General features: G+C 62.7%; 18 protein-coding genes. 8 read left to right on the top strand and 10 right to left on the bottom strand.

All coding sequences use genetic code 11. The features are described from left to right. Positions 1-41: 41 nt before the first annotated feature. Positions 42-2,060: a glycoside hydrolase family 97 protein gene (locus tag IAG41_RS07145; RefSeq protein WP_187727950.1), complete on the top strand. Its 2,019-nt coding sequence runs from the start codon at positions 42-44 to the stop codon at positions 2,058-2,060. A 73-nt stretch (positions 2,061-2,133) separates the two neighbouring features. On the opposite strand, the gene IAG41_RS07140 is transcribed toward IAG41_RS07145, so the two are convergent. The 3 genes from IAG41_RS07140 to IAG41_RS07130 all read right to left on the bottom strand — a co-directional run bounded on the left by IAG41_RS07140 (position 2,134) and on the right by IAG41_RS07130 (position 3,491). Further along, positions 2,134-2,427, bottom strand: a complete 294-nt coding sequence (locus IAG41_RS07140; RefSeq protein WP_187727949.1) for a putative quinol monooxygenase — start codon at positions 2,425-2,427, stop codon at positions 2,134-2,136. Between the two features lie 93 nt (positions 2,428-2,520). Further along, positions 2,521-3,045, bottom strand: a complete 525-nt coding sequence (locus IAG41_RS07135) for a hypothetical protein (protein ID WP_187727948.1) — start codon at positions 3,043-3,045, stop codon at positions 2,521-2,523. A gap of 11 nt (positions 3,046-3,056) precedes the next feature. Beyond that, a complete protein-coding gene (locus IAG41_RS07130) occupies positions 3,057-3,491 on the bottom strand; it encodes an organic hydroperoxide resistance protein (RefSeq protein ID WP_187727947.1) in 435 nt (144 codons plus the stop codon). Between the two features lie 123 nt (positions 3,492-3,614). Between IAG41_RS07130 and IAG41_RS07125 the strand changes: the two genes are divergently transcribed. Further along, a complete protein-coding gene (locus tag IAG41_RS07125; protein ID WP_187727946.1) occupies positions 3,615-4,109 on the top strand; it encodes a winged helix-turn-helix transcriptional regulator in 495 nt (164 codons plus the stop codon). A gap of 140 nt (positions 4,110-4,249) precedes the next feature. Here IAG41_RS07125 and IAG41_RS07120 read toward each other — a convergent pair whose 3' ends face one another. From IAG41_RS07120 to IAG41_RS07105, 4 genes are all read right to left on the bottom strand, one after another. Further along, positions 4,250-5,749 (bottom strand): tryptophan halogenase family protein, encoded by a 1,500-nt coding sequence (locus IAG41_RS07120; RefSeq protein ID WP_187727945.1) that lies wholly within the window; start codon positions 5,747-5,749, stop codon positions 4,250-4,252. Between the two features lie 42 nt (positions 5,750-5,791). After that, positions 5,792-6,502: a SapC family protein gene (locus IAG41_RS07115; RefSeq protein WP_187727944.1), complete on the bottom strand. Its 711-nt coding sequence runs from the start codon at positions 6,500-6,502 to the stop codon at positions 5,792-5,794. 70 nt (positions 6,503-6,572) lie between these two features. After that, a complete protein-coding gene (locus IAG41_RS07110; RefSeq protein ID WP_187727943.1) occupies positions 6,573-9,764 on the bottom strand; it encodes a TonB-dependent receptor in 3,192 nt (1,063 codons plus the stop codon). Positions 9,765-9,882: 118 nt separating this feature from the next. Further along, positions 9,883-12,126: a beta-glucosidase gene (locus IAG41_RS07105; protein WP_187727942.1), complete on the bottom strand. Its 2,244-nt coding sequence runs from the start codon at positions 12,124-12,126 to the stop codon at positions 9,883-9,885. A 494-nt stretch (positions 12,127-12,620) separates the two neighbouring features. Between IAG41_RS07105 and IAG41_RS07100 the strand changes: the two genes are divergently transcribed. Together IAG41_RS07100 and IAG41_RS07095 are read left to right on the top strand one after the other, a co-directional pair. Continuing rightward, on the top strand, positions 12,621-13,643 hold the full coding sequence (locus tag IAG41_RS07100; protein ID WP_187727941.1) for a LacI family DNA-binding transcriptional regulator: 1,023 nt from the start codon (positions 12,621-12,623) through the stop codon (positions 13,641-13,643). A 588-nt stretch (positions 13,644-14,231) separates the two neighbouring features. Next, positions 14,232-15,425 (top strand): tyrosine-type recombinase/integrase, encoded by a 1,194-nt coding sequence (locus IAG41_RS07095; protein ID WP_187727940.1) that lies wholly within the window; start codon positions 14,232-14,234, stop codon positions 15,423-15,425. A gap of 370 nt (positions 15,426-15,795) precedes the next feature. On the opposite strand, the gene IAG41_RS07090 is transcribed toward IAG41_RS07095, so the two are convergent. Beyond that, entirely contained in the window at positions 15,796-17,220 is a 1,425-nt protein-coding gene (locus IAG41_RS07090) for a hypothetical protein (protein WP_187727939.1), read from the bottom strand. Positions 17,221-17,484: 264 nt separating this feature from the next. Between IAG41_RS07090 and IAG41_RS07085 the strand changes: the two genes are divergently transcribed. Further along, the gene (locus IAG41_RS07085; protein ID WP_262408535.1) at positions 17,485-18,201 is read left to right on the top strand and encodes a PEPxxWA-CTERM sorting domain-containing protein; all 717 of its coding nucleotides are present in this window, start codon (positions 17,485-17,487) and stop codon (positions 18,199-18,201) included. 49 nt (positions 18,202-18,250) lie between these two features. Further along, on the top strand, positions 18,251-18,697 hold the full coding sequence (locus tag IAG41_RS07080) for a hypothetical protein (RefSeq protein ID WP_187727938.1): 447 nt from the start codon (positions 18,251-18,253) through the stop codon (positions 18,695-18,697). Between the two features lie 829 nt (positions 18,698-19,526). Here IAG41_RS07080 and IAG41_RS07075 read toward each other — a convergent pair. After that, on the bottom strand, positions 19,527-19,787 hold the full coding sequence (locus IAG41_RS07075) for a DUF6894 family protein (RefSeq protein WP_187727937.1): 261 nt from the start codon (positions 19,785-19,787) through the stop codon (positions 19,527-19,529). Positions 19,788-19,892: 105 nt separating this feature from the next. Beyond that, positions 19,893-20,312 (bottom strand): Crp/Fnr family transcriptional regulator, encoded by a 420-nt coding sequence (locus IAG41_RS07070; RefSeq protein WP_187727936.1) that lies wholly within the window; start codon positions 20,310-20,312, stop codon positions 19,893-19,895. Between the two features lie 411 nt (positions 20,313-20,723). Here IAG41_RS07070 and IAG41_RS07065 point away from each other — a divergent pair, with 411 nt between their 5' ends. Together IAG41_RS07065 and IAG41_RS07060 are read left to right on the top strand one after the other, a co-directional pair. Then, complete coding sequence (locus IAG41_RS07065) at positions 20,724-21,671, top strand: HWE histidine kinase domain-containing protein (protein WP_187727935.1); 948 nt, start codon at positions 20,724-20,726, stop codon at positions 21,669-21,671. After that, complete coding sequence (locus IAG41_RS07060) at positions 21,664-22,038, top strand: response regulator (RefSeq protein WP_187727934.1); 375 nt, start codon at positions 21,664-21,666, stop codon at positions 22,036-22,038. Before IAG41_RS07065 ends, IAG41_RS07060 begins: the two co-directional genes overlap by 8 nt. Positions 22,039-22,178: the final 140 nt, after the last annotated feature.

The raw sequence follows: 22,178 nt of genomic DNA, 5'->3' as shown, positions 1-22,178 counted from the left end.
CCCGCCGCCTGCCGACCAAACTCCGAAGCAAAGGACTCTCCATGTTCCGCCCTCTCGCTCTCTCCCTTGCGGCTCTCCTGTCGAGCACGGCCGTCGCCCAAGCACGCGAATGCGCCAAGTCGCCGGGAAATGTCCTGGAGGTGTGTGTCGACGTGGAGGGCGGCAGGGCGCTCTATTCGGTCATGCGGCGGGGGACCGAGATACTGGCACCGGCGGAACTCGGGCTGAGCTTCGACGGCGAACAGAGCGCGCGCTTCAGCGCCATCGGCAATCCGCGCCGGAGCTCGGTCGACACGAGCTGGGAGCAGCCCTGGGGCGAACAGCGCGTCATCCGCGATCGGCACAACGAGCTGATAGTCACGCTGACGGGCGACACATCGCTCAACGCCCATGTCGACGTGACCTTCCGGATATTCGATGACGGCATCGGATTCCGCTATGGCTATGCGAGCATACCGGCAGGGCAGGCGGTGAAGGTGACCGCGGATCGCACCCAGTTCCGCCCGGTCGGATCCTACCAGGCCTGGTGGTATCAGGCGCTCGGCCAGGAGCGCGACGAGTATCTCTATACCCAGACCGATGCCCGCCGGATCACGCTGGCGGAGACGCCGCTGACGCTGAAGGGCGCGAACGGTCTGTATCTGTCGTTCCACGAGGCGGCCCTGGTCGATTTCCCGAGCATGCTGCTCGCGGGTAACGGCACGGGCACGCTGACCGCGTCGCTGATGCCGTGGCCGGACGGGGTCGCTGCACGCAAGACCGGGTCGTTCACCACGCCGTGGCGGACGGTGCTGATCGGCGACACGCCCGGCGCGCTTGCCGACAGCCGGATCGAGCTCAATCTCAACGAGCCCAACAAGCTGGGCGATGTCAGCTATTTCAAGCCCGGTAAATATGTCGGCGTGTGGTGGGAAATGCATCTCAAGCATTCGACCTGGGGCAGCGGTTATCGGCACGGCGCGAACACCGAGAATGTGAAGCGGTACATCGATTTCGCCGCCAAGAACGGCTTCGACGGAGTGCTGGTCGAAGGCTGGAACCAGGGCTGGGACGGCGACTGGATCGCCAATGGCGACAAGTTCAGCTTCACCAAATCCTATCCCGATTTCGACGCCCCCGGGCTCTCCGCCTATGCCAAGAGCAAGAGCGTCGCGCTGATCGGGCATAACGAGACCGGCGGCGCGGTCGTCAATTACGAGGCGCAACTCGAGGACGCGATGGCGTTCTATGCCAAGCTTGGCGTCCATGTGGTCAAGACCGGTTATGTCCACCATAGTGGCGACATCGTCGATGCGGATGGCGGCCTGCAATGGTTTGCCGGCCAATACATGGTCCGCCACAATCTGAAGGTCGCGCAGGTTGCCGCGAAATACCGCATCGCGATCGACGCGCACGAGCCGGTGAAGGACACCGGCCTGCGGCGCACCTGGCCGAACATGATCAGTCGCGAGGGCGCGCGGGGTCAGGAGTTCAACGCCTGGGGCATACCCACCAATCCGCCCGAGCATCTCGCGATCCTTCCGTTCACACGCATGCTGGGCGGACCGATGGATTTCACGCCGGGAATCTTCGACCTTGCGCACGGCCAGACCGACGTGACGCTACGCGTCCAATCGACGCTCGCGACGCAGCTGGCCGAATATGTCGTGCTCTATTCGCCGGTGCAGATGGCAGCCGATTTGCCCGAGAATTACGACGTGCGTCCGGACGCCTTCCAGTTCATCCGCGATGTGCCGACCGACTGGGAGACGTCGCGCACGCTCCAGGCCGAGATCGGCGATTTCGTCGTGGTTGCCCGGCAGCAGCGCGGAGGGGCCGGCGAATGGTATCTGGGCGCGATCACCGACGAGAACATGCGGACCCTCTCGCAGCCGCTCGATTTCCTGGCGCCAGGCAAGCGCTATGAGGCGCAGATCTACGCGGACGCCCCAGGCGCGGACTATCGGACCAACCCGACTGCCTATCGGATCGAAAAGCGTATCGTGACGCGGGCAGACACGCTGACCCTGGCGTTGGCGGCCGGCGGCGGGACGGCGATACGTTTCCGATCCCTCGACTAAGGCGTGTTGAGCACTCGGGCGGCCAAACGACATCGGACGCTATTGTCCCCAACCTTGGGCGGCCCTTTCGTGGTTAGGGCACGAACGTGCACTTCGTCACATGAAGGCCTTCGACCATTCTCGCGGTCTCTTCTCGAAATCGCGCGATGGACGGTCCGTTTCGATGCACCTCGAATGCATCATCGTCCTGATAGACCTCGTAGAGCAGCACGCGTGCTTCCTCCTCGCGCGGGGCAAGGATCTCGAACTGCAGCGTCCCGGGCTCATTGGCCAGGCAACGCGCCTTGTGCGCCGCCAGCGCGGTCAAAAGCCGCTCTCTCGTGCCCGGCACGACCTCGATTGTACCGATGATTGCAAGCCTCGACATGACTAGTTTCTCCATTTGTTCATAGATTTGAGTGGCTGCTGACCCGCCGTGTGGAGGGCGCCTCCAGATTTGAAGTATTGACGCGACAAGCGGTTAGTTCCCCAACGCCGCGCGTTCGATGCTGGCTGCGAAGAGCGGCGTCTCGCCCTGGTTATGGGCGATCGACATGGGCTGGCGCTGCGCGCGGAACACCTCGAAGGGGATGCCCTGGCGATCGAGGAACGCCAGATGCTCCTCAGTCGCGCGCGAGCGGACATGGTTGGTGAACTCGACGCGTCCGTCGTCGAGCGCCTTGACGCTCAGTTCCCACAGCACGTGGATCGTGGTGCGGCCGGTGGGGGTGAACACGTCGGAGACCGATTCCAGGACCAGATGGTGCTTCTCGCCCAGCGTCTCGACATAATGCTGCACCATCGGGCTGCCGCCGATGACCTCGACATTGATCGACATCCGCTTGCCATCTGGGGCGGTGGTGAAGCCAGCAGCGACGTGCGCGGGCGAGGCGCCCTGATATTCATGCTCGGGCAGCGTGAAGGCCCATTTGGGCAGATCGATCTTGTCGAGCGGCGCATTGATGATCGCGGAGAAGCTCGAATCGACGATTTCATGGTCGTTCATGATAAATCCTTTCAGATCAGCGTGATGGCGACATCGACATTGCCGCGCAGCGCCTTGGAATAGGGGCAGGTTTGCTCGGCTTCAGCGATGAGCGTCTCCGCGACCGCGCGGTCGACGCCGGGCAGGGTCACCGAGAGCCGGGCGCGGAGGAACAGGCCGTCGTCGGCCTGGTTGAGGTCGATCTCGGCATCGATCTCGGGACCGGTCTCAAGCTTGACGCCGTGCGCGCGTGCCGCGCGGCCGAGCGCGCCTTCGAAACAGGCCGACCAGCCCGCTGCGAGTAGTTGTTCGGGATTGGTGCCGGGCCGGCTCGAGCCGGGGATCGAGAGCCGGACGTCGAGCTGACCGTCCGAGCTTTGGGCATGGCCCTGCTCGCGACCACCGATCGTGTGAGTCCGGGCGGTGTAGAGAAGCTTCTCGTTCGGATGGGTGCGGTACGCTTCCATCGTCATTTCCTTTCTGAATCTCGGCCGTCGGAGCGGGCCGGTTGCATCCGCTGCAACGGCAGCCCATATTTGCTATGACAATCATAGCTTCAAGTGACTATGAAAATAAAAGTGACTATATTTATGGATGATAACGCTCCCCAAACCCTCTGCCCGGTTGCGCGCAGCGAGGCCGTCGTTGGCGATCGCTGGACCGTGGTGATCCTCCGCGAGCTGTTCATGCGCAGTCATCGCTTCGAGGAAATTCAGGCGCAGACGGGCGCCACGCCGCAGATGGTCGCGGCGCGCCTGAAGGCTCTTGAGGCCGATGGGCTGGTCGAGCGGCGGCTCTACAGCGAGCGGCCGCGGCGACACGAATATCACCTGACCGAGAAAGGCGAGGCCTTTTATCCGGTGATCCTGGCGCTACGCGCTTGGGGCGAGGCGTGGTGCAAGTCGCCTGAGGAAGGCCGGGCGATCTACTATACCCACCAGACCTGTGGCGGCCCGGCGGGATTGGGCCCGGTGTGCGAAACCTGCGGCCTGCCATTGTATCGCGGAGATATGATCGCCGAACTCAATCCCGCGTATCGCGACGAGCGCCAGGCGCGTTGGGAGGCGTTCAAGGCTAGCCGGTGACGCGAGAGATAAAACGTAGCGTCCTCACGTACGAGATTATGTAGCCTTGAGAATCGCTGGCCTCTCGCAATATCCCTGCGTTCAAAGTCCCTGACTGCATCGCTCAAACAGCAGTTCGCGGAACCGACGACTGGCGGATTCTAAGCAACGTTGCCCTCCGCCCGTGCGCAATATTGCGCCAGGAAATCGGCGTGGCTCGGCAGCGTCGGCAGCGTCGCCGCAATGCCCGCCCTCAGGTCGCTCAGCGCGCGCTCCAGATCGGCGCTGGGCATCATGGCCGGCATGCGGTGATGATCGTGCGGCATGATGCCCTGGCCCATCATCACCGCGTTCCAGCTGTCGATGCGGAACAGATCGTCCGAACCCTGATAGGCGATCGCGGCTTCGCGGAAGAGCGCGATGCGTTCGGCGAGGGTATCCGGGATCGCCCGCGCCGCATGCTCGCGCCAGAAGTCCGTGTCGTCGCGCTGGTTGAGTTTGTAGTGGAGAATGATGAAGTCGCGGACATGCTCCCACTCGGCGCGCGACTGGACATTGAAGCGCTCGGCGAGCGCTTCCGTATCGCGGCGGAACGGGAAATTCTGCAGCAGCCGCGTGACCGCGATCATCACCAGGTGAATGCTTGTCGATTCGAGCGGCTCGATGAAGCCGCTCGCAAGGCCGAGCGATACGCAATTCCGGTTCCACATCTTGCGCCGGGCGCCGGTGCGGTAGCGGAGCAGCCGCGGATCGAAGAGCGGCTTGCCTGGCACCGCGTCCAGCAGACGGGACCGTGCTTCGTCATCGGAAAGATGCGCGCTGGAATAGACCAGGCCGTTGCCCATGCGGTGCTGCAGCGGGATGCGCCAGCGCCAGCCGGCGCCGTGCGCGATCGCGCGGGTATAGGGCACCGGCGCCTCAGTCGTTTCCGACTGCACGGCGAACGCGCTGTCGGTGGGCAACCATTCGCCCCAGTCGTCGAACCCGGTTTCCAGCGCGCCCTCGATCAACAGCGCGCGGAAGCCGGTACAGTCGATGAAGAGATCGCCCTCGATGCGCACGCCCGAGTCGAGAACCAAAGCAGCAATATCGCCGCTTTCGCTGTCGCGCTCGACGCTGGTGATCTTACCTTCGACGCGATGCACGCCGGCCGGTTCGGCGAGCGAGCGCAGGAACTTTGCATAGGCGGTCGCGTCGAGATGATAGGCATAAGCGAGCGGAGCGGGATCGCCGAGCGCGAACTTGCCGGCCGCAGCCGCCTGGCCCTCGAGCGAATAATCGATATAGGCGCCACCGAATCCGCGGCCGCGCGCTTCCAGCCAGAAATGCTGGAACTCGGCAAGCGGCAGCGATCGCCCGATCGTGCCGAAAGGATGGAAATAGCGATCCCCGTCGCGATTCCAGTTCTCGAACGCGATGCCGAGTTTGAAGGTCGCGTTCGTCTCCCGCATGAAGACGTGCTCGTGAATGCCGAGCAGCGCATGGAAGGTGCGCGCCGTGGGGATGGTCGATTCGCCCACGCCCACCGTGCCGATCGCATCCGATTCGACGAGCGTCACGTCGAGCAGCGGCCCGAAATGGCGGATCAGCGCCGCAGCGGCGACCCAGCCTGCCGTCCCTCCGCCAGCGATCACGACCCGGCTGCGTGGTGCTTCGGTCATTGGTTCGGTCCGTTCATGCGAGGGTGAGACATCGGAGGCGCTTCAGGTCCGGCGCCGTTCCTTCCGCGCAGCGAGCTGGCGGATGTTTTCGAGCGACGAGCTCTGCCAGATCGCACAGCGCAGGAAGTCGTCGCGGTGGAGCGCAGCGAGCGCGGGCCCGTCGAGCTGCGCAAGGCGCTGGGCGTCGACGGTATAGCAATCCGGAATCTTGTAATGGGCACCGTGCTCGAGCTCGATGTCGAGCATGACGGGCTCGAGCAGGTTGGCGCGTTCGAACGCCGCGAACATCGCCGGGCCTGCCTGGTCGCCGACGAAGATCGTCTGCAGGACCCCGGAGACCTGATCGAGATAGGGAGAGTTGCCGCCATGATCGCGGAACAGCGGCGCGCCTTCGTTGCGGCTGATACGGGGATGCTCCAGATCGATATGGATCATCGGTTCGCCCGGCTCGCCAGGGCGCGGCAGGCCGATCGAGAAGGGGCCGCGCTGCATCAGCGCCGGAATATAGTTCGCGTCCCAGCGCTCGCCGTCGAGGAACAGATTCTCGTCGGCATCGAGCCCGAGCAGGGCCGTCGAGCGCCAGGCGCCGGCGGCGTCACGGCGGAACAGAATCGCATATTCGCGTTGCAGTGCCTCGAATTCGGTCGGGAAGACCACCGCTTGGTTGACCGTATCGCCGAACGCCGCGCGGCGCTCGAGCACCACGCGTAGATCGGCGTGATCGACATTATTGAGAAGTACGGGCTGGCTCATGATGGCCCCTTGCATAGACAAGAAAGGCCGCTCCGGGGAGCGGCCTTTCCGTCATGTTGGTCGCGGCCGCTTAGAAGCGGAAGCGCGCACCGGCCAGGTAACGGGCGGATCCTTCCGCTTCGTACCAGGTGTCGATGTAATCGCGGCTGTAGCTGCGCACGCCTTCTTCCAGCAGGTTGATGCCTTCGAAGGTGAGCGAGATATTCCGCGTGAGATCGTAGGACAGGCTCAGATCGAGCTGGCCGTACGGATCGCTGAACACGGGATTATGGGCGGCGCCGCGGTTGACGTCGCTCAGGAACTTGCCGCGCCAGTTATAGGCGAGGCGCGCCGAGATCCCGTACTTCTCGTAGATCAGCGTCGCGTTCGCCGTGTCGCTGAGGCCCACCAGCGCGAACTGGTTCGCGTTCGGATCCGCGGTGACGTTGAACCCGATATTGCCGCGGACCAGCGTGTAGCTCGCCGCGATGCCGAGGCCGGTATTGCCGAGGAAATACTGGCCGGCGATTTCGACGCCGTAGATCTCCGCGTCCTTGTTGTTGATCGGCGTGTTGACCGCGAAGTTCAGCAACGGATCGCCCGTGGTCGGCGAGACGTCGAGCGTGGCGAGGATGTTGCTGATATAGGTCGAGTCGAACGTGCGCGTGGCCGCCGAATAGTTCGCGGTCAGCTCCGTCGTCGCCTGGGCCACGTTGCCGTTATACTTCTGCAGCACGGCAGCGCTGGTGAACAGGTTGACGTTGGTAATGTCGCCGCCAAGCCCGGTCACGATGTTGCGCGCCGTGGTTGCGTTCGGGCCCGCAGTCGGGTCACGCAGGCCGAACAGGTTACGCTGCACGACCGTGTTGCCGATGAAGTTGTGCACCCGCTTGTCGAAGAAGCCGACCGACAGATACACGTCCTTGTGCGGATACCATTCGAGCGAGACGTCGAAGTTATCCGAATCCAGCGGCTTCAGACCGGTGTCGTTCTGGAAGCCGCTTGCCGTACCGCCCAGCGAAGTCGGGTTGTTGAGCGCACCAGCGCTCGTCGACGCGAACAAATTGCCGTACGGTGCGCGCGAGATCGTCTTGCTGTACGAAACGCGGGCGATCACATTGTCGAGCGGCTCGATCTGGAAGTCGAACGACGGCAGCAGATTGTTATAGCTGCCCTTGCCCGTCACCGCCTGGCGATCCGCCGAATTGAGGACGGTGAAGTCGTTATCGGCCTGCCACACCACCGCGATCGGTACCTGCTGCAGCGACGTCGAATGCACCTTGGTGCTTTCGAACCGCACGCCGGCGACCAGGCTGGTCTTGCGGCCGGCGATCTCGCCCTTCCAGGTCATCTGCGCATAGGCTGCCCAGATGTCTTCCTTGACGCGGTTGTCGCTGTTGTTGTCGAGGTTGTTCTGGTGGTTGATGCCGTCGTTGGTGATGCCGATATAGTGGTTGTAGAGCGCGTTGTAGAGCGCGGTGGTGTCCTGCGCCCGCCAGGCGATCTGGCTCACGGCGTCGGTGATCGCACTGTTGTGGTGGAACTGGCAGACCAGGCAATATTGCTGGACCAGGCCCGGCGCAAACGCAGCGACGTCGGGCGGCAGCGCGTTGTTCCAGTCGCCCAGCACCTGGCGCGTGTTGACCTGGGTCTGGCGCGTATCGGTGGTGCGATAGTCGCCGCCGAAATCGAAGCGGCTGCCGCCGCCCAGATCCCAACCGGCGTCGATACGCGCTTCCTTGATGTCCTGCGTCTGGGTCGAGGCGAACTGGCGCTGCACTGCGGCCGAGAGATCGCCCGCATCGAACACGCCGTTGCAATTGCCGTTCTTGAACGGCGTACCGGTCGGCGACACCTGCTGATAGCAGTCGTTGATCGTCATCGTCTGGGTCGGGAAACCGTCGTCGCTCCAGCTCAGCGAGTGCGAGCTTACGATATTCCCGTTGAACGCCACCGTGGTCGAAGTCTGGCCGTTGGGATTGTCGGGCAAGCTCTCGGCCTTGCCGATATGGCCGTCGGCGGTGATAGAGAAATTGTCGGCGACATCCCATTTCACGTTGCCGCCAATGTCGTACAGCTTGTTCTTCTGCGCGCGATAGGCGTTCTCGAAGCCTTCGTCCTTCACGCCCGTAAGCGTTTCATGGAGGTACTTCGTCGTCGCGATGCCGTTGCTGGCGTCGTCGAAGGTCACTTCGTCAAACGGACGGCTGAACCAGTTCGACTGGCTCGAGCGCCGCTCGGACTCGCGCAACTGGGCATAGAGGCCGTCCACCGTCAGCGTCAGCGAGTCGGTCGGCTTGAACTGCATGACCGCCTGGCCATTCAACCGCTCGCGGCTCGCTTCGGAGAAGTGGTGGCGGTAATCGTCGGGGACCGCGACCAGCACATTGGTGTTGGTCGGCATGTTGTTGATCTTCGTCGTCGAGCGCACAAAGCCTTTCGACGGATCGAGGAAGTCCGTCAGCGTCGGCATGTTCCAATAATTGTTCGCCTGGCTCGGGAAGCTGAAGTTGCGCTTCTGATAGCTGCCGAACAGCGTCACGCCGAAGGTCTGATCCTCGTTGGTCCAGCTCGCAATCCCCGAGAATTCGGGGGTCACGTGGCTGCCGCACTCGATGCAGTCGTCGGCGCTCGTGTCATAGCTCGCCTTGGCGCCGAGCGAACCGGTGAAGCCGGCCTTCTGGTCCAGCGGCCGCACGCCGGCGATGTTGATCGTTGCGCCGATGCCGCCCGACGGAATCGCCGCGCGCCCGGTCTTGTAGACCTCGAGCGTCTTCACGCCTTCCGACGCGAGGTTCGAAAAGTCGAACGAACGGCCGAAGCCGCCTGCGCCGTCGCCATTCTGGTCGCCGCCGACGGCGACGATGTTCGACGTGGCGAGCTGGCGCCCGTTGAGGGTCACGAGATTGTATTGCGCGCCAAAGCCGCGGACCGTGACGGTCGAACCTTCGCCGTTCACGCGGTCGATCGACACGCCGGTGATGCGCTGGAGCGATTCCGCGAGGTTCGTGTTGGCGAACTTGCCGATATCCTCCGCGGAAATCGCATCAACGATGCCGTTCGAGTCACGCTTGATCGCGATCGAGCGTTCGAGCGATGCGCGCACGCCGGTCACGACGATGTCCGTGTTCTGGTCGTCCGGCGCCTGCGCGTCGCTAGCCTGGGCATCTGCGGCCGGCGCGTCCGCGGTCTGCGCCGCGGCAATGCCGGGCATTGCGAGAGCCGCGGCGAGTGCGGCCAAAGAAACGGTGCGGCTTAGCGTCAATTGCTTGAAGTTCTTCATACATCCCTCCCATGCCGACACTGCCGGTCGGCTTGATTTTCGATGGACCTATCCAGTTTAACAAAAATAAAACGACAACGTTGTCAAGTGATAACGGCAGAAAGCTCCCTCAAATGAGTCATTTTTCGACGAAACCTGCTTCAATATCGACCAATGCATTGGCAATGACGTGCTCGCTATCTTGCGCTAACGACAAACGATACTTTCCACCGGCGATCTTCCATCCCGCTCGCCAGCGGGCAAGGGCGTAGCGATCGGCGGTGATCGTGACGCGCGCGGCCTCGCCCGGCGCGAGCGTCTGGCGCTTCCAGCCTGCCAATCGCAGCGGCGAACCATCAGGCGCGGCGACATAGAGCTGCGGCACCACCGCCCCGGCGCGCTTGCCGTCGTTGCGCACGGTGAAGGTCACACTCGGTGCCGCACCGCCCGCGAATTTGGCGCCGGAAAAGCCGAACGTCGAATAGCTGAGGCCGTAGCCGAACGGAAACAGCGGCTTGTCGTTCTTCGCGGCGTACCAGCGATAGCCGACATTGGCGCCTTCGCCGTAATCGACATCCCATGCAGGGAGCGCACTGCCATCGCCGGCGCCGGCGTTGCTCGCCGAATCGGGTGTTCCGCCGGCCGGCACGACCGGTGTGGGCCGGGGCAATTGCTCCACCGTGCGGGGGAAGCTGATCGGGAGCCTGCCCGAAGGGTTTACGTCGCCGAACAGGATCGCGGCGAGCGCCTCGCCGCCGCGCTGGCCGGGATACCAGGCCTGGACGACCGCCGGGACCTGTTCGAGCCACGGCATCAGCACCGGGCCGCCGGTCTCCAGCACCACGACGGTCTTCGAATTTGCCTTCGCTACCGCCGCGATAAGTGCGTCCTGATTGTCCGGCAGCGAGAGAGAGGGCGGATCCTGGGCTTCGGTGGTCCACTGCGTCGCAAAGACGATCGCGATATCGGCATTGCGCGCGGCAGCCGCCGCCGCGGCGGGATCGCTGCCGTCGACATAGGTCACCTGCGCCTGCGGCGCGAGCACCCGGATCGCGCGGAGCGGTGACGAGCTATGCCACGTCACGCGCGCGAACGACGCCGCCGCGCCGCTGGTCAGCGGGATCTCCACCGGCACGCCGCCCACGGAGCGGACCTGGCTCGATCCGCCGCCCGAGAGCACGCCGACATCCGCGTGGCCGCCGATCAGGACGATGCGCTTCGCCTGTCTGGCCAGCGGCAACACCTGGCCTTCATTGCGCAGCAGGACGATTCCCGCCTCGGCGACGCGCTGCGCCACGTCGGCATGCGCCTTGTAATCGATCGGCTGGGCGGTCGCCGGCGTCGGATGATCATAGAGGCCGCTCGCGATCACGCCGACAAGAATGCGGTGCACCATCTCGTCGAGCCGCGCCTCGGGAACGCGGCCTTCCGCGATCGCCGCCTGCAGTGGCGCACCAAAATAGATCAGCTTGTCGAGCTCTTGGCCCGATTGCTGGTCGAGCCCCGCCAGTGCCGCCTTCTCGGTCGAATGCACGGCGCCCCAGTCGCTCATCACCCAGCCGGAATATTTCCAGTCGCCCCGAAGCACGTCGGTCAGCATGCGATGGCTTTCGCAGGCATAATCGCCGTCTATGCGGTTGTAGGCGCACATCACCGATCCCGGACGGCCCACGGCAATCGCGATCTCGAACGCGAGCAGGTCGCTCTCGCGCAGCGCCGCTTCGTCGATTCGGGCATTGAGGACCGAGCGGCCGGTTTCCTGGCTGTTGAGGATGAAATGCTTCACCGTCGAAACGATGTTGTTCGATTGAACGCCTTGCACCGCTGCGCCGGCCATAGCGCCGGCCAGAAGCGGATCCTCGCCCAGATATTCGAAGTTGCGGCCGTTCCAGGCGTCCCGCGTGAGGTTTACGCCGCCGGCGAGCAGCACATTGAAAGTCTTGGCGCGAGCCTCTGCCCCGATCATCGCGCCGCCAAGCCGCGCATATTCGGGATCGAAGGTCGCTGCGGTAGTGAGGGCGGAGGGCAGGGCGGTCGCCGTATCGCCCTTGCGCTGCTCCACCTGGTTCGCAACGCCGAGGCTGGCGTCGCTTTCGCGCAACGTGGGAATGCCGAGACGTGGCACGCCGGGCACATAGCCGGCCGAAGGAATCATGTCGCTCGGCTGCGGATCGATGCGCGGCGGGAACAGCCCGTGGACATAGCGCAGCTTTTCCTCGCGCGTCATCGCTTTCACCAGCGCGCCCGCCCGCGCCTCGGCGGTAAGACTCTTGTCGAGCCATTGCTGCGCCTCACTCGCCTGCGGAACCTGTTGCGCGGTCAAGGCGACAGGGGCGGCGGACATCAGCAGGGCGACTGCGATCGAGGCGTGCTTCAGGGTCATCTATCGACAAAATTCCATCAGAGGGCTCGTTGCGGCGGCACCGCCGTCGGCGGTCCGATCCATCACGAAAAAAAAGCGCGGCCATCGCCCGAAGATCAGGCGATGGCCGCGAATATCCGACGCTTTGGGGTGGTCGGAGGGGTGACTAAACGGATGACCGTCAATACGGCCGGGACTATGCGGAAGAAGGGCGCGAATTGCGCGAAACGCAACGGTGCACTCGTTGTGCATACCCCCTCCAATGCTTCCTTTAGCGGAAGCGCATCGTCCCGATCTCGGGATCTGACAGCGATGTCTGACTCGATCTGACATCGATGTCAACCTTGCCGGGCGCACGCGTTGCATTGTCCCGCCACGGCGATAATGTCCGCGCGGGCAAGGCTCCCCACCGACCCCAGGCACCAGCTCGAGCGCCCGTCGATTGACGCCTCGACCGGCATCCATTCCCGCAGATTGCCGGAAGTGTAACCGAGCCGTAAGGTTGACGTCACGATATGACCATCATCACCATCAAGGACGTTGCGGCGCGCGCGGGCGTATCCCCGAAAACGGTCTCGCGCGTGATCAACGGTGAATCCTATGTGCGCGCGGAACTGCGTGAGGCAGTGCAGAAGGTGGTCGATGAGCTCGGCTATCGGCCAAATGCCTTTGCCCGCGGACTTTCGAGCTCACGTTCCTTCTTGATCGGCCTGTTCTTCGACGATCCGGCTTCGGGCTATGCCGCAGACATCCAGCGCGGCGCGCTCACGCGCTGTCGTGCGCTCAGTTACCATCTGGTGATCGAGCAGATCGAGCCTGACCGCGCCGATTGGCTGGAGCAGTGCGATGCGACGCTGCGCGTCGTGCGGCTGGGTGGTGCGATACTTACCCCACCGCTTTGCGACCTGCCCGAGTTACTCGACCTGCTCGATCAGCACCAAGTACCCGTTGTTCGCATCGCGCCCGGCGATTTTCCTGGTCGAACGCCAAGAGTGCACATGGACGACTACGGTGCGGCGCGCGAGATGACGGTGCGGCTGGTTGCCATGGGCCATCGCGATATCGCCTTTATCCAGGGCAACCCGACCCACCACGCCGCGGCGCGCCGATTTGAGGGATTCTGCGCAGCGATGACGGAGGCGGGTTTAGCGGTGGCGGACACGTGGGTGCTCCAGGGTGATTTTTCATTCCGCTCCGGTCTCGAGGCTGCTGAGTTGCTCTTAGGTCATTCGAATCGTCCGACCGCCGTATTCGCGGGAAATGACGAGATGGCGCTCGCCGTATTGGTCGTGGCGATGCGCCACGGCATTGCTGTGCCGGAACAGCTTTCCGTGGCGGGATTCGACGATGCACCGATCGCACGCATGGCGTGGCCCCAACTCACTACGGTGCGTCAACCCAATGCCGAGATGGGGTCCACCGCAGTGGATTTGCTGATGCGAGCGCAAGTCAGCGGGGGCGATGCGATCGCGACGGAATGTCAGCTTCCCTATGCGTTGATCATGCGCCCCAGTACCGCACCTGTCCCGGCAGACTAAACTACTGGGTTACTGCCCAGCCCAAGTGCGCAGCTCGCCAGCAACTGTCAGGCGGGCGGCGAAAGACACTCGAACCTGCGACGGGCCCGGGCCTAGGGATCCCTCGATGTACGCTCGCCTTCTTGATGGAGCTTCCGCTCAAGTCCGGCTCGGGATGTCCCTAAGTCCCTCTGCTGAGATCGCCGCTGATTCGCCCGATCGTGAGCTTGCAATCAGGTCCGAGGCAATCCCCGGACGTTCCAGAATCTTTAGGAGAGAAATATGAGATAAATCGCCCGAAAATCGGCGATTATTTCCGCTAAGTCATTGAAATACTTGGTGACCCCTACGGGAATCGAACCCGTGTTTCAGTCGTGAAAGAGCCTCCCAAAAACGCCTTCGGACGTGCTCGAGCGCCTTGAAAATCAACAACTTAGGCTGACAAGCTCCTTGCGCGTCCGGGCAGGTTTGGCTAGTATTCCGGCCAGATTTGCAGGCGCAGGGAAATGGCGCGCTCGCTCAAGGAAGTCAGGATCTAGGCCAAGACCGCGCGGGCAAGGCTGAAGCCGCGCGACAAACCCTATTGGCGCATGCTCTCCGAAGGCGCCCATGTCGGCTATTTCCGCGGCGAGACCAAAGGCTCCTGGGCCGCGCGCTACCATTGCCCAAAATGCCAAGACCCAAGACTATGTCCGCGCGATCATCGGCGAGGCCGACGACGTGCACGAGGCCGACGGCATCGAGATCCTCGACTTCCGCCAGGCCAACGAGAAAGCCCAGCGCTGGATCGACCTCCAGAAGCGGGGAGGGGCCCCCGAAAGCGATCCCGAAATCACCGTCGCGGCCGCCGTCGACGCCTATATCGCAGTGCGCGCCGCGCGCCGCGCCTCGCAGGCCGGCCGCCAGATCAACTCCGACGCCCACTACAACTTCACCAACCATGTGCTCGAAGACCGCAAGCTCTCGCCCGTGCGCCTGTGCGATCTCGCCGAGAGCGACCTGCTCGCCTGGCAGCTTCGCCACCGCCGCCTGCCGCCCTCGACGCTCCAGCGCATCGTCAACGATTTCAAGGCAGCGCTCAACGCCGCCGTCCATGTCCACCGGCGCTCCCTCCCGGCCGATTTTCCCATCGTCATCAAATACGGGCTCAAGCTCGATGCGCCCGAGCTGCTCGCCGCCGCTGCCTGCGACAACCAGATCCTCAGCGACGATGCCGTCCGCCGGATCGTCGCCGCCTCGCTGGCGCTCGACGAGGATTTTGGGCGGTTGGTCGTCCTGCTCGCCGCCACCGGCGCGCGCTTTTCGCAGCTCGCCCGCATGAAGGTCCACGACGTCCAGACCGAACACGGCCGGCTGATGATCCCGCAGTCGCTCAAGGGCAAGAAGCGCGTGCTCCAATATGTGCGGGTCGTGGTCGGCAGGGACACGCTGGCGGCACTCGCCCCGATCGTCGCCGGCCGGCCGGCCTCGGCGCCGCTTCTGGAGCGCTGGCGTCACCGCCAGGTCGGGCCGATGAAGTGGGAGAGGGTGGACCGCGGCCCCTGGTCGACGCCGTCCGAAGTGACCCGGCTGTGGAAGCGCGCGGTCGCCGAGGCCGGCCTGCCGGTCGCCACGATCCCCTATGCGCTGCGCCACAGCTTGATCGTGCGAGGGCTTCGCGCCGGCCTGCCCATCCGGCTGGTCGCCGCCTTGCACGACACTTCGGTCGCGATGATCGAGCAGCATTACTCGCGCTACATCACCGAAGGGCTCGACGAGCTGGTCGCGCGCGCGCTCGTGCCGATCGTGTCCCGGGCGGCTTAATTTCCTCTGCGGCCGCAACGCGCCCAAAGTCTGCCGTTTCTCGCGCTCGTCGCGGTGCCCGAAAGCCGCCGTTCGACTTGCTGCTTTTCGGCACAAGCTGGCTGCTAGCGGACCGACGGCTATCAGGACCGGATCGCCAAAAGCTGCCATCCTTCCTGTGTGGGCTTTCGACTGTTAAGCGAATGGCGGAACCTGGCCGAAGGCAGACGGCCGGTTTCGGGGAATCAAGTCTGATTGCGAACTATCCGAGCGAAACGCACCGACTAAAAGCATACTGGCCGCGACGCGGAATCGGTTGGCACCGCTGCCGCGGCCTTTTCCGATCCGTCCATTTATAGCCCGCGACGATCCGGACATCGAAAATCGGACCTCAAGTCGTTCGTGTGACGTAATCCGGAGTAACGCCGCGCTGATCCCAATAGGCAGCCAGGCCGATCTCGCGACATAGTCCGCCGAATCGCGGGTCTGCCCGCATGTTCGCGGTGGCCGGGATGAACAGAGGTTGTGTCCGTCGCCAGCGCAAGTCGTTGACGGGCATCTGTCCGTGGCCCGTCCACAGCGTTACGACAAACTGCCCGCGCCGCAACAACAGCCCTTCAGCGACTGCGAAAGCCGCATTTAGATCATTAAGCGCCGATAGAATGAGGATCGCATTGACTGCGAAGCCTGGGCTGCGCGGCGCGAGCTCCAGATTCAGCGCACGCGCCGCTGCGACATCCCGGGTCGAACGGGTCTGGAGCGCAATCAGCGATGCCCGCCATTGCGCCAGCGCCGGGCCGCCAAACGTCGCCGGCCGGCTTGCCACATCCTCGATCATTGCCAGCGCCGCGGCGGGGCGTCCGGTAAAGGCGAAGATCAGCAGGCGCGCGTTCCAGACTGCCGGATGGCGCGGCCAAAGCTGGAGCGCGCGATCGCTCACTTGATCCGCGGCCGCCACATTGCCAAAAATCCAGTGCTTGTAGGCCCGCCGGAACTGCGGAATCGGCGAAAGCGGGTCTTGGGCAAGAACCTTCTCGTTCCAATCCCACGATGCGCGATCCAGCCCCACGGATTGTAGCAAAGTAACGAGGTGGTTCATGGCTGCTTGGTTATCCGGCGCGATGGCAAGCACCCGACGCAGTCGATCTTCCGCCGCAACCCAGTCGCCGAAATAAGGACGGATCGTCGCCAGTGCCGTGAGCGCGTTGCCCTCCCTCGGGTCGAGCGCCAGTGCACGCCTTGCCGCCGCTTCGCTTTCACGAACCGCATTGGAGACGTTGGCGGGCTCTGCATTCTCGGCGGTGTTGCGGTAAGCGAGCGCAAGCAGGCCCCAGCCCTCGGCTCGATCTGGGTCAAGTTCCGTCGCTTGCTTCAGGAATCGGACCCCTTGATCCCTCTCGTCCGGCAGTTCTTCGCGCAGCGCCTGTCGACCGCGATCGAGAAGAGAGGCGAGCCGCGCATCGGGTTTCGAGTTTATGATCGCCGCTACGCCGAGGCCCGCGAGCGTAGCCGAGACCGCGCCGCCTGCGAGCAGGCCCCGGCGTGAAATCCTCCGCGCTCTTGTCTCCGGCGCTACTTCGACCGGTGAACCGCCCTTGGGCACAGAAGCATCGCGCGCTTCTTCAATCAGCCTGTAGCCGATCCGGGGAATCGTCTCGATACTGAAACCGGCGGCAATCGCCTTGGCTGCGCGCCGCAGCTCGAAGATCGCGCGATTGAGCGCGTCTTCCCCCACAAGCTGGCCGTTCCAGCACAGATGTTCCAACTGGTCTCGTGTGCGAACCGTGCCGTCTGCCAGAGCGACAAGGACCTGCATGACTCGCGGCTCTACCCTGATCGAGCCTTCCGGGCCGTCCAGGCTGCGGATCGAGGGTCGGACGATGGTCGCGCCCAGCCGCAGGTCTCCGCAATGCGCGAGCGAAGTAACATCCTTGTCTGTCCAAGGGTTCACGATCGGCCCGTCCCCGGAAATCCATCAGCCAAAGATCAGATCGGCATCATTCACCTTTTTCCAGCGCCCATCAACATGCGGTGTCGGTGGGCGAACGAGCCGCACTGATTATGATCTGGGAGTTTCAAGATGAGAATGTTCAAGATCAGTAGGTCAACTACGGCAGGAACGGCGCTCCTGCTGGCGGCCTGTCTAAACGGGGTTCCGGCGAGCGCGGCGGTGATCGACTTCAGCGGCACGCTGAGTGCAACTGCGACGGTGATGCCCGATGCGAGTTGCGCGCCGCTGCCGTTGCGCGGAATGATCGCGCGTCCGAATTCATCCGGCCAGTCGTCCCTGGGTGCCTTCACCTACAGTCATTCGATTTGCATCACCGGAGCAACGGGGCCGGTCCACGGCATCTTCTCCGTATTCTTCGACAGCGACCAGTTTGACGGCACGATCGTCGGACAGGCAGTGGCGGCCGGCGACGGCACGTTCAACCAGGTGTTCAACTATACGATCTTGGGCGGCACCGGGCGGTTCGCCGGCGGGACAGGCGCATTCCGCGGAGACGGAACGGTGGATCCCCGCATGCCACCGCCGCGAATCAACTTCACCTTCACGCCTACCAATGCCGCCGTGCCGGAGACGGCCACCTGGGCGATGATGTTGCTCGGCTTCGGTTCTGTCGGCGCCCGCATGCGTCGCCATCGTAAACTGCACTTGCCGGCTGGCATGGCTCCCTCGAAGGGGCGATCGGCGGGCAACTCGTTATGTGATGCTTTGGGATTTAGCGCGGGGTTGCAGGTCGTCATCAACCGACGCAGTGCGCGGCGGCAGCCAGCCGCGTGTGTAGATGCATGAACGAACGTCTGCTGTGGGGCTCCGTCTTGAGTAGGTAGAATGTCCGAAAGTGGGTGCGCTGGCGCCGATCGAGATCGGTACCCGAATGTCCGCTATCCGGGCTTCATCGCCTAAAACCGGTAAGGCAGGAATCCACCATTGGCTGCCGGTCCAAAGCGCCCGCAATTGGGTCATCGCAGAATGTCCGCAACTGGTGGAAAGCGGTCCGGTCGGTTCCGGCTCACATAAGATGAAAGCTGCCATCGATAGCGAGTGCGATCGCAACGATACTTGTGCCGACAAAGAACGCCCAGAACCGGCCGGGATCAGCATGTCGGTCAACCTGGCGCCAATCGGGCGGACCTCCGGGCAACTGAATCTGGCCCGTTACGAGCTGGCCAATCGCGCCGATTGCCAGCACAAACGCCATGAAAAGTTCAAACCATCGGTTTGTCATGCCAACGATGATCGCCGCATCCCCGCCGGTCCGCAATGTGGAATCCGAACGATTGGATGAACGACCGCAACTGGTGGATTGAGGTCGGTCCGCTTTCGGGGTGAAAGGGCAGAAAGCAGTCATTCGTCGCTAATTCGCTCGAACGCCGGCTAACGCTCAATTGCGAACATTTGCCGCATGCAGTTAGGCTCATGGCATGAGAGATCGACAGCAGGAAGCCGCACACGCCGCACTGACGATCCGTGCTTTTCTCGACGGTTCGGGCGGTGATTGGGATTGGGACGATTTTACGTCCTGTCCTCTGCGAGACTGTGAGGTGGATCATCTTCGGCGGCGCGCTGCCCTCGTAGCGCTGCCCGTCGGCGCCGAGGAACGAGATGAACTTGCCGCTCTGGCTATCGAAGCAGAGCGCTTGGCAATAACCAACGGCAGCTAACCGCCGCTTCCCGCCGTTCAGAAGCGGTCACGCCGATGATCGCCAGCGAACGTCCGGGAATGGTGGTTTGCAGACCGACAGCTTTTGGGAACCGAACGCCCAATAGCTGCCGTTCCGGGTCGGACCTCCGGGAATGGCGGCTAACGACCCCTTGCGGACTCTCAGGCAGTTCGCGGGGCAGCGGTCTCGGTTCGATGCAGGCCACGAATGACGACTTCCCGCCTTCAGCACGCCTCACCGTACGTCGCACGACCATCGGCTGCGGGAAGCCCCTCGTACCAGTTCGGGAACTCTTCGGAGTGCCACGGGCGACGCGACTTCCACCAGCTTTTGATGCCGGGTTGTGGCGAAGCCGGTCGCCTGACGTTCGATCATTTGCCAGTGCTCGGGATTCAGCTGACCGCGCAACCAGTGGGCGCGTGGCCAATCATCGTTGACCAAACGGGCATTTAGCTAGGAGACGGGATCGGCCTGCGGAGAAATCCGGCCGAGATCCTCGGCTAGGAATTTCAGGGTGAACAGTGGAAGGCGGTTGTAGTCGTAGACAGACATCGTCCACTGCTCACAATTCCAGAATCGCTCTGGCATCTCCTTCAAAACCTCCGCGGCATAGCGAACCGCTTCGACGCGCGCCGCCGCTAGGTCCGCGTGCATCGAACCCTGCGCGTCGGGAAGATCTTCGCCGTCTACGATGTCGAAAAAATATCGGGGCATGGGCTTTTCCATCCGCAAAAAGGGGGAGCCCTACTGTCTCTCAGTCGCTGACACCCTGAGACGTTGGTCAGCGATTGGCTAACTTAGGTTAGTATGATCGATCAATCAATCTGGAGAACAACGCCGTGTGATCCACGCATATTCAGGTCGAACCCACTCGCGCCACATGGTTTTGCCGACCACTGGGTGGTTCGCGGCGATAGCGGTAATCACGCTCACCGGAATATATGCCGCCTCGACGGGAGAGAGCGTTTCCACGTTGTGATCCGCAAAACCGAGCAGCGAGTTCTGGAGGTCGACCAGATCACCTTCCAAATGGAGTGAAAGGATCTGGCGGGCACCACTTCCCGTGAGTTTATGCCGGACGGCAAAGCCGGAAAGCAGCACGCACGAATGGGATGCCTCATCTCCTTCCCGGATGATGAATTCACCCGTGCCGTGGTTCCGGATGAAGTGAGGAAGAGCCAGGATCGCGGTGCGATCCGACGCGGGGAGCCGAGCCGACTGCTCCAACTGTTTCAACATCGGACTAAGATCAGTTTTAGGATAATCGGATATACGCGCTCCGTTTAGGCGGGAGCGCGTCGCGGTCTCTCAGTCATCGTTTGGCCAGAAGCTGTCGGTGATTTCAAACGATTACATCAATTTCGATGTTTCGTCTAACATTCGTTTGAGGTTGGCCCCCATTAGCTTTCGGCGGACGCAGATTTTGTTACAATCAATTTCGGGCAATGCTTCATCCGGCGTCTTCGTTCAACCGACGTCAACTCACATTTTAAGAGGATCTGGGAATATTCTTGGTTAACGGCCTAATCTAGGTTATTAATATTTATTATGAAAAACTTGGATTCTCATGAACAGGAAAGTGCCGAATCTGAGGTTGAGAATTTTCGGAAACACCTCGGTCCATTTGTAGTCGCTGCTCAGAAAACCAGAATGCCGATGGTATTTACCGACGCGCGAAGCGCCGGCAATCATATCATATTCGCGAACGATAGTTTTCTCGGCTTAACCGGGTATGATCGGGAAGAATTACTCGGGATAAGCTTCGACTCTCTGGTTGACGAAGGGTCCGATGCGCCGACCATTTCCGAAGTCAGGCAGGAGTTCGGCAGCCAGCGCGGCGCTACTCTTGATATCCCATATCGCCGCAAAGACGGGAGCGCCTTCTGGGCTTCTACCTTTGTAAGTCCGGTCTGCGACGAAGGCGGCGAGGTCGTGCAGCATTTCGTCTCTCTCGTCGATCTCACTAGACACAGGGAAGAGCGGGCACATGCAAAGTTGCTCATCGACGAACTGAACCATCGGGTCAAAAACACCTTGGCCACGGTCCAGTCGATCGTCTCACAGGCGCTAAAAGCGTCGCTCGACCCTGAGGCCCTGCGCGAAGCCATCGAATCGCGGGTCTTTGCTCTGTCGCGTTCGCATGACCTCCTGACCCAGGTCAGCTGGCAGGAAGCCGGACTGCACGATCTGCTCGAGGCGGCGCTGGAGCCGTTCGGAGCGGCTTTGGGCTGGTCGGAGCGCGTTTCGATAGAGGGAGACAATATCGGCGTACCGCCCAACATGGCTTTGGCCTTGGGCATCGCGTTTCACGAGCTCGCGACGAATGCCGTGAAATATGGGGCGCTCTCAAGTGAAACCGGACTGGTCCGGATCTCATGGTCGCTCCAGCCCTCCACAGCCGGCGCGCGCCTTGTTTTGGTCTGGAAGGAAAGCAACGGACCACCGGTCGCAGCGCCTTCGATAAGAGGGTTCGGGTCTCAAGTTCTCGAGCGCGGTCTCGCACATGAGCTGCGCGCCGAGGTCCATCTTGAATTCGCGCCCGGTGGGGCAATCTGCACGATCGACATGCCGGCGCCGAAGGGGATCGATAATGGATGACCTTCTCTCCGATCGCCACGTGCTTGTCGTCGAGGACGAGATGATGGTCCTGATGTCGATCGAGAACATGCTCGGCGAACTTGGATGCAGTTCCGTGACGGCCGCGGCGACGGTGACAGATGCGCTCGCCCTGATCAGCTCCCAGATTTTCGACCTCGCTTTGCTGGACATCAATCTGTCTGGGACGAGAAGCTATCCCGTGGCCGACGCCCTGGTCGCGCGCGGCGTGCCGTTCCTGTTCTCGACAGGTTACACCGACAAGGGAACGAGTGCCGACTATCCGGGGCGTCCGGTGCTCAACAAGCCATTTCCTTTCCGGACGCTGTCGGCCGTACTCACGACATTGCTGGGACGCACCCAGAGCTAACACAATTGCACCCGAGGGGCCGTTCTTGGGGGTCGCCAACGGTCATTTGGCGGCAAGCTGAAAGAACGACGGCGTTCAGGTGCTCCCGAAAGTGCCCCGAACGTCCGCAAGTGGGGCGTAAACGGCCCTTCGCTGGCCAA

The organism is Sphingomonas sp. JC676 (assembly GCF_014489075.1).
Classification (GTDB): Bacteria; Pseudomonadota; Alphaproteobacteria; order Sphingomonadales; family Sphingomonadaceae; genus Sphingomonas.
This window is presented reverse-complemented; position numbering and strand designations above follow the sequence as displayed.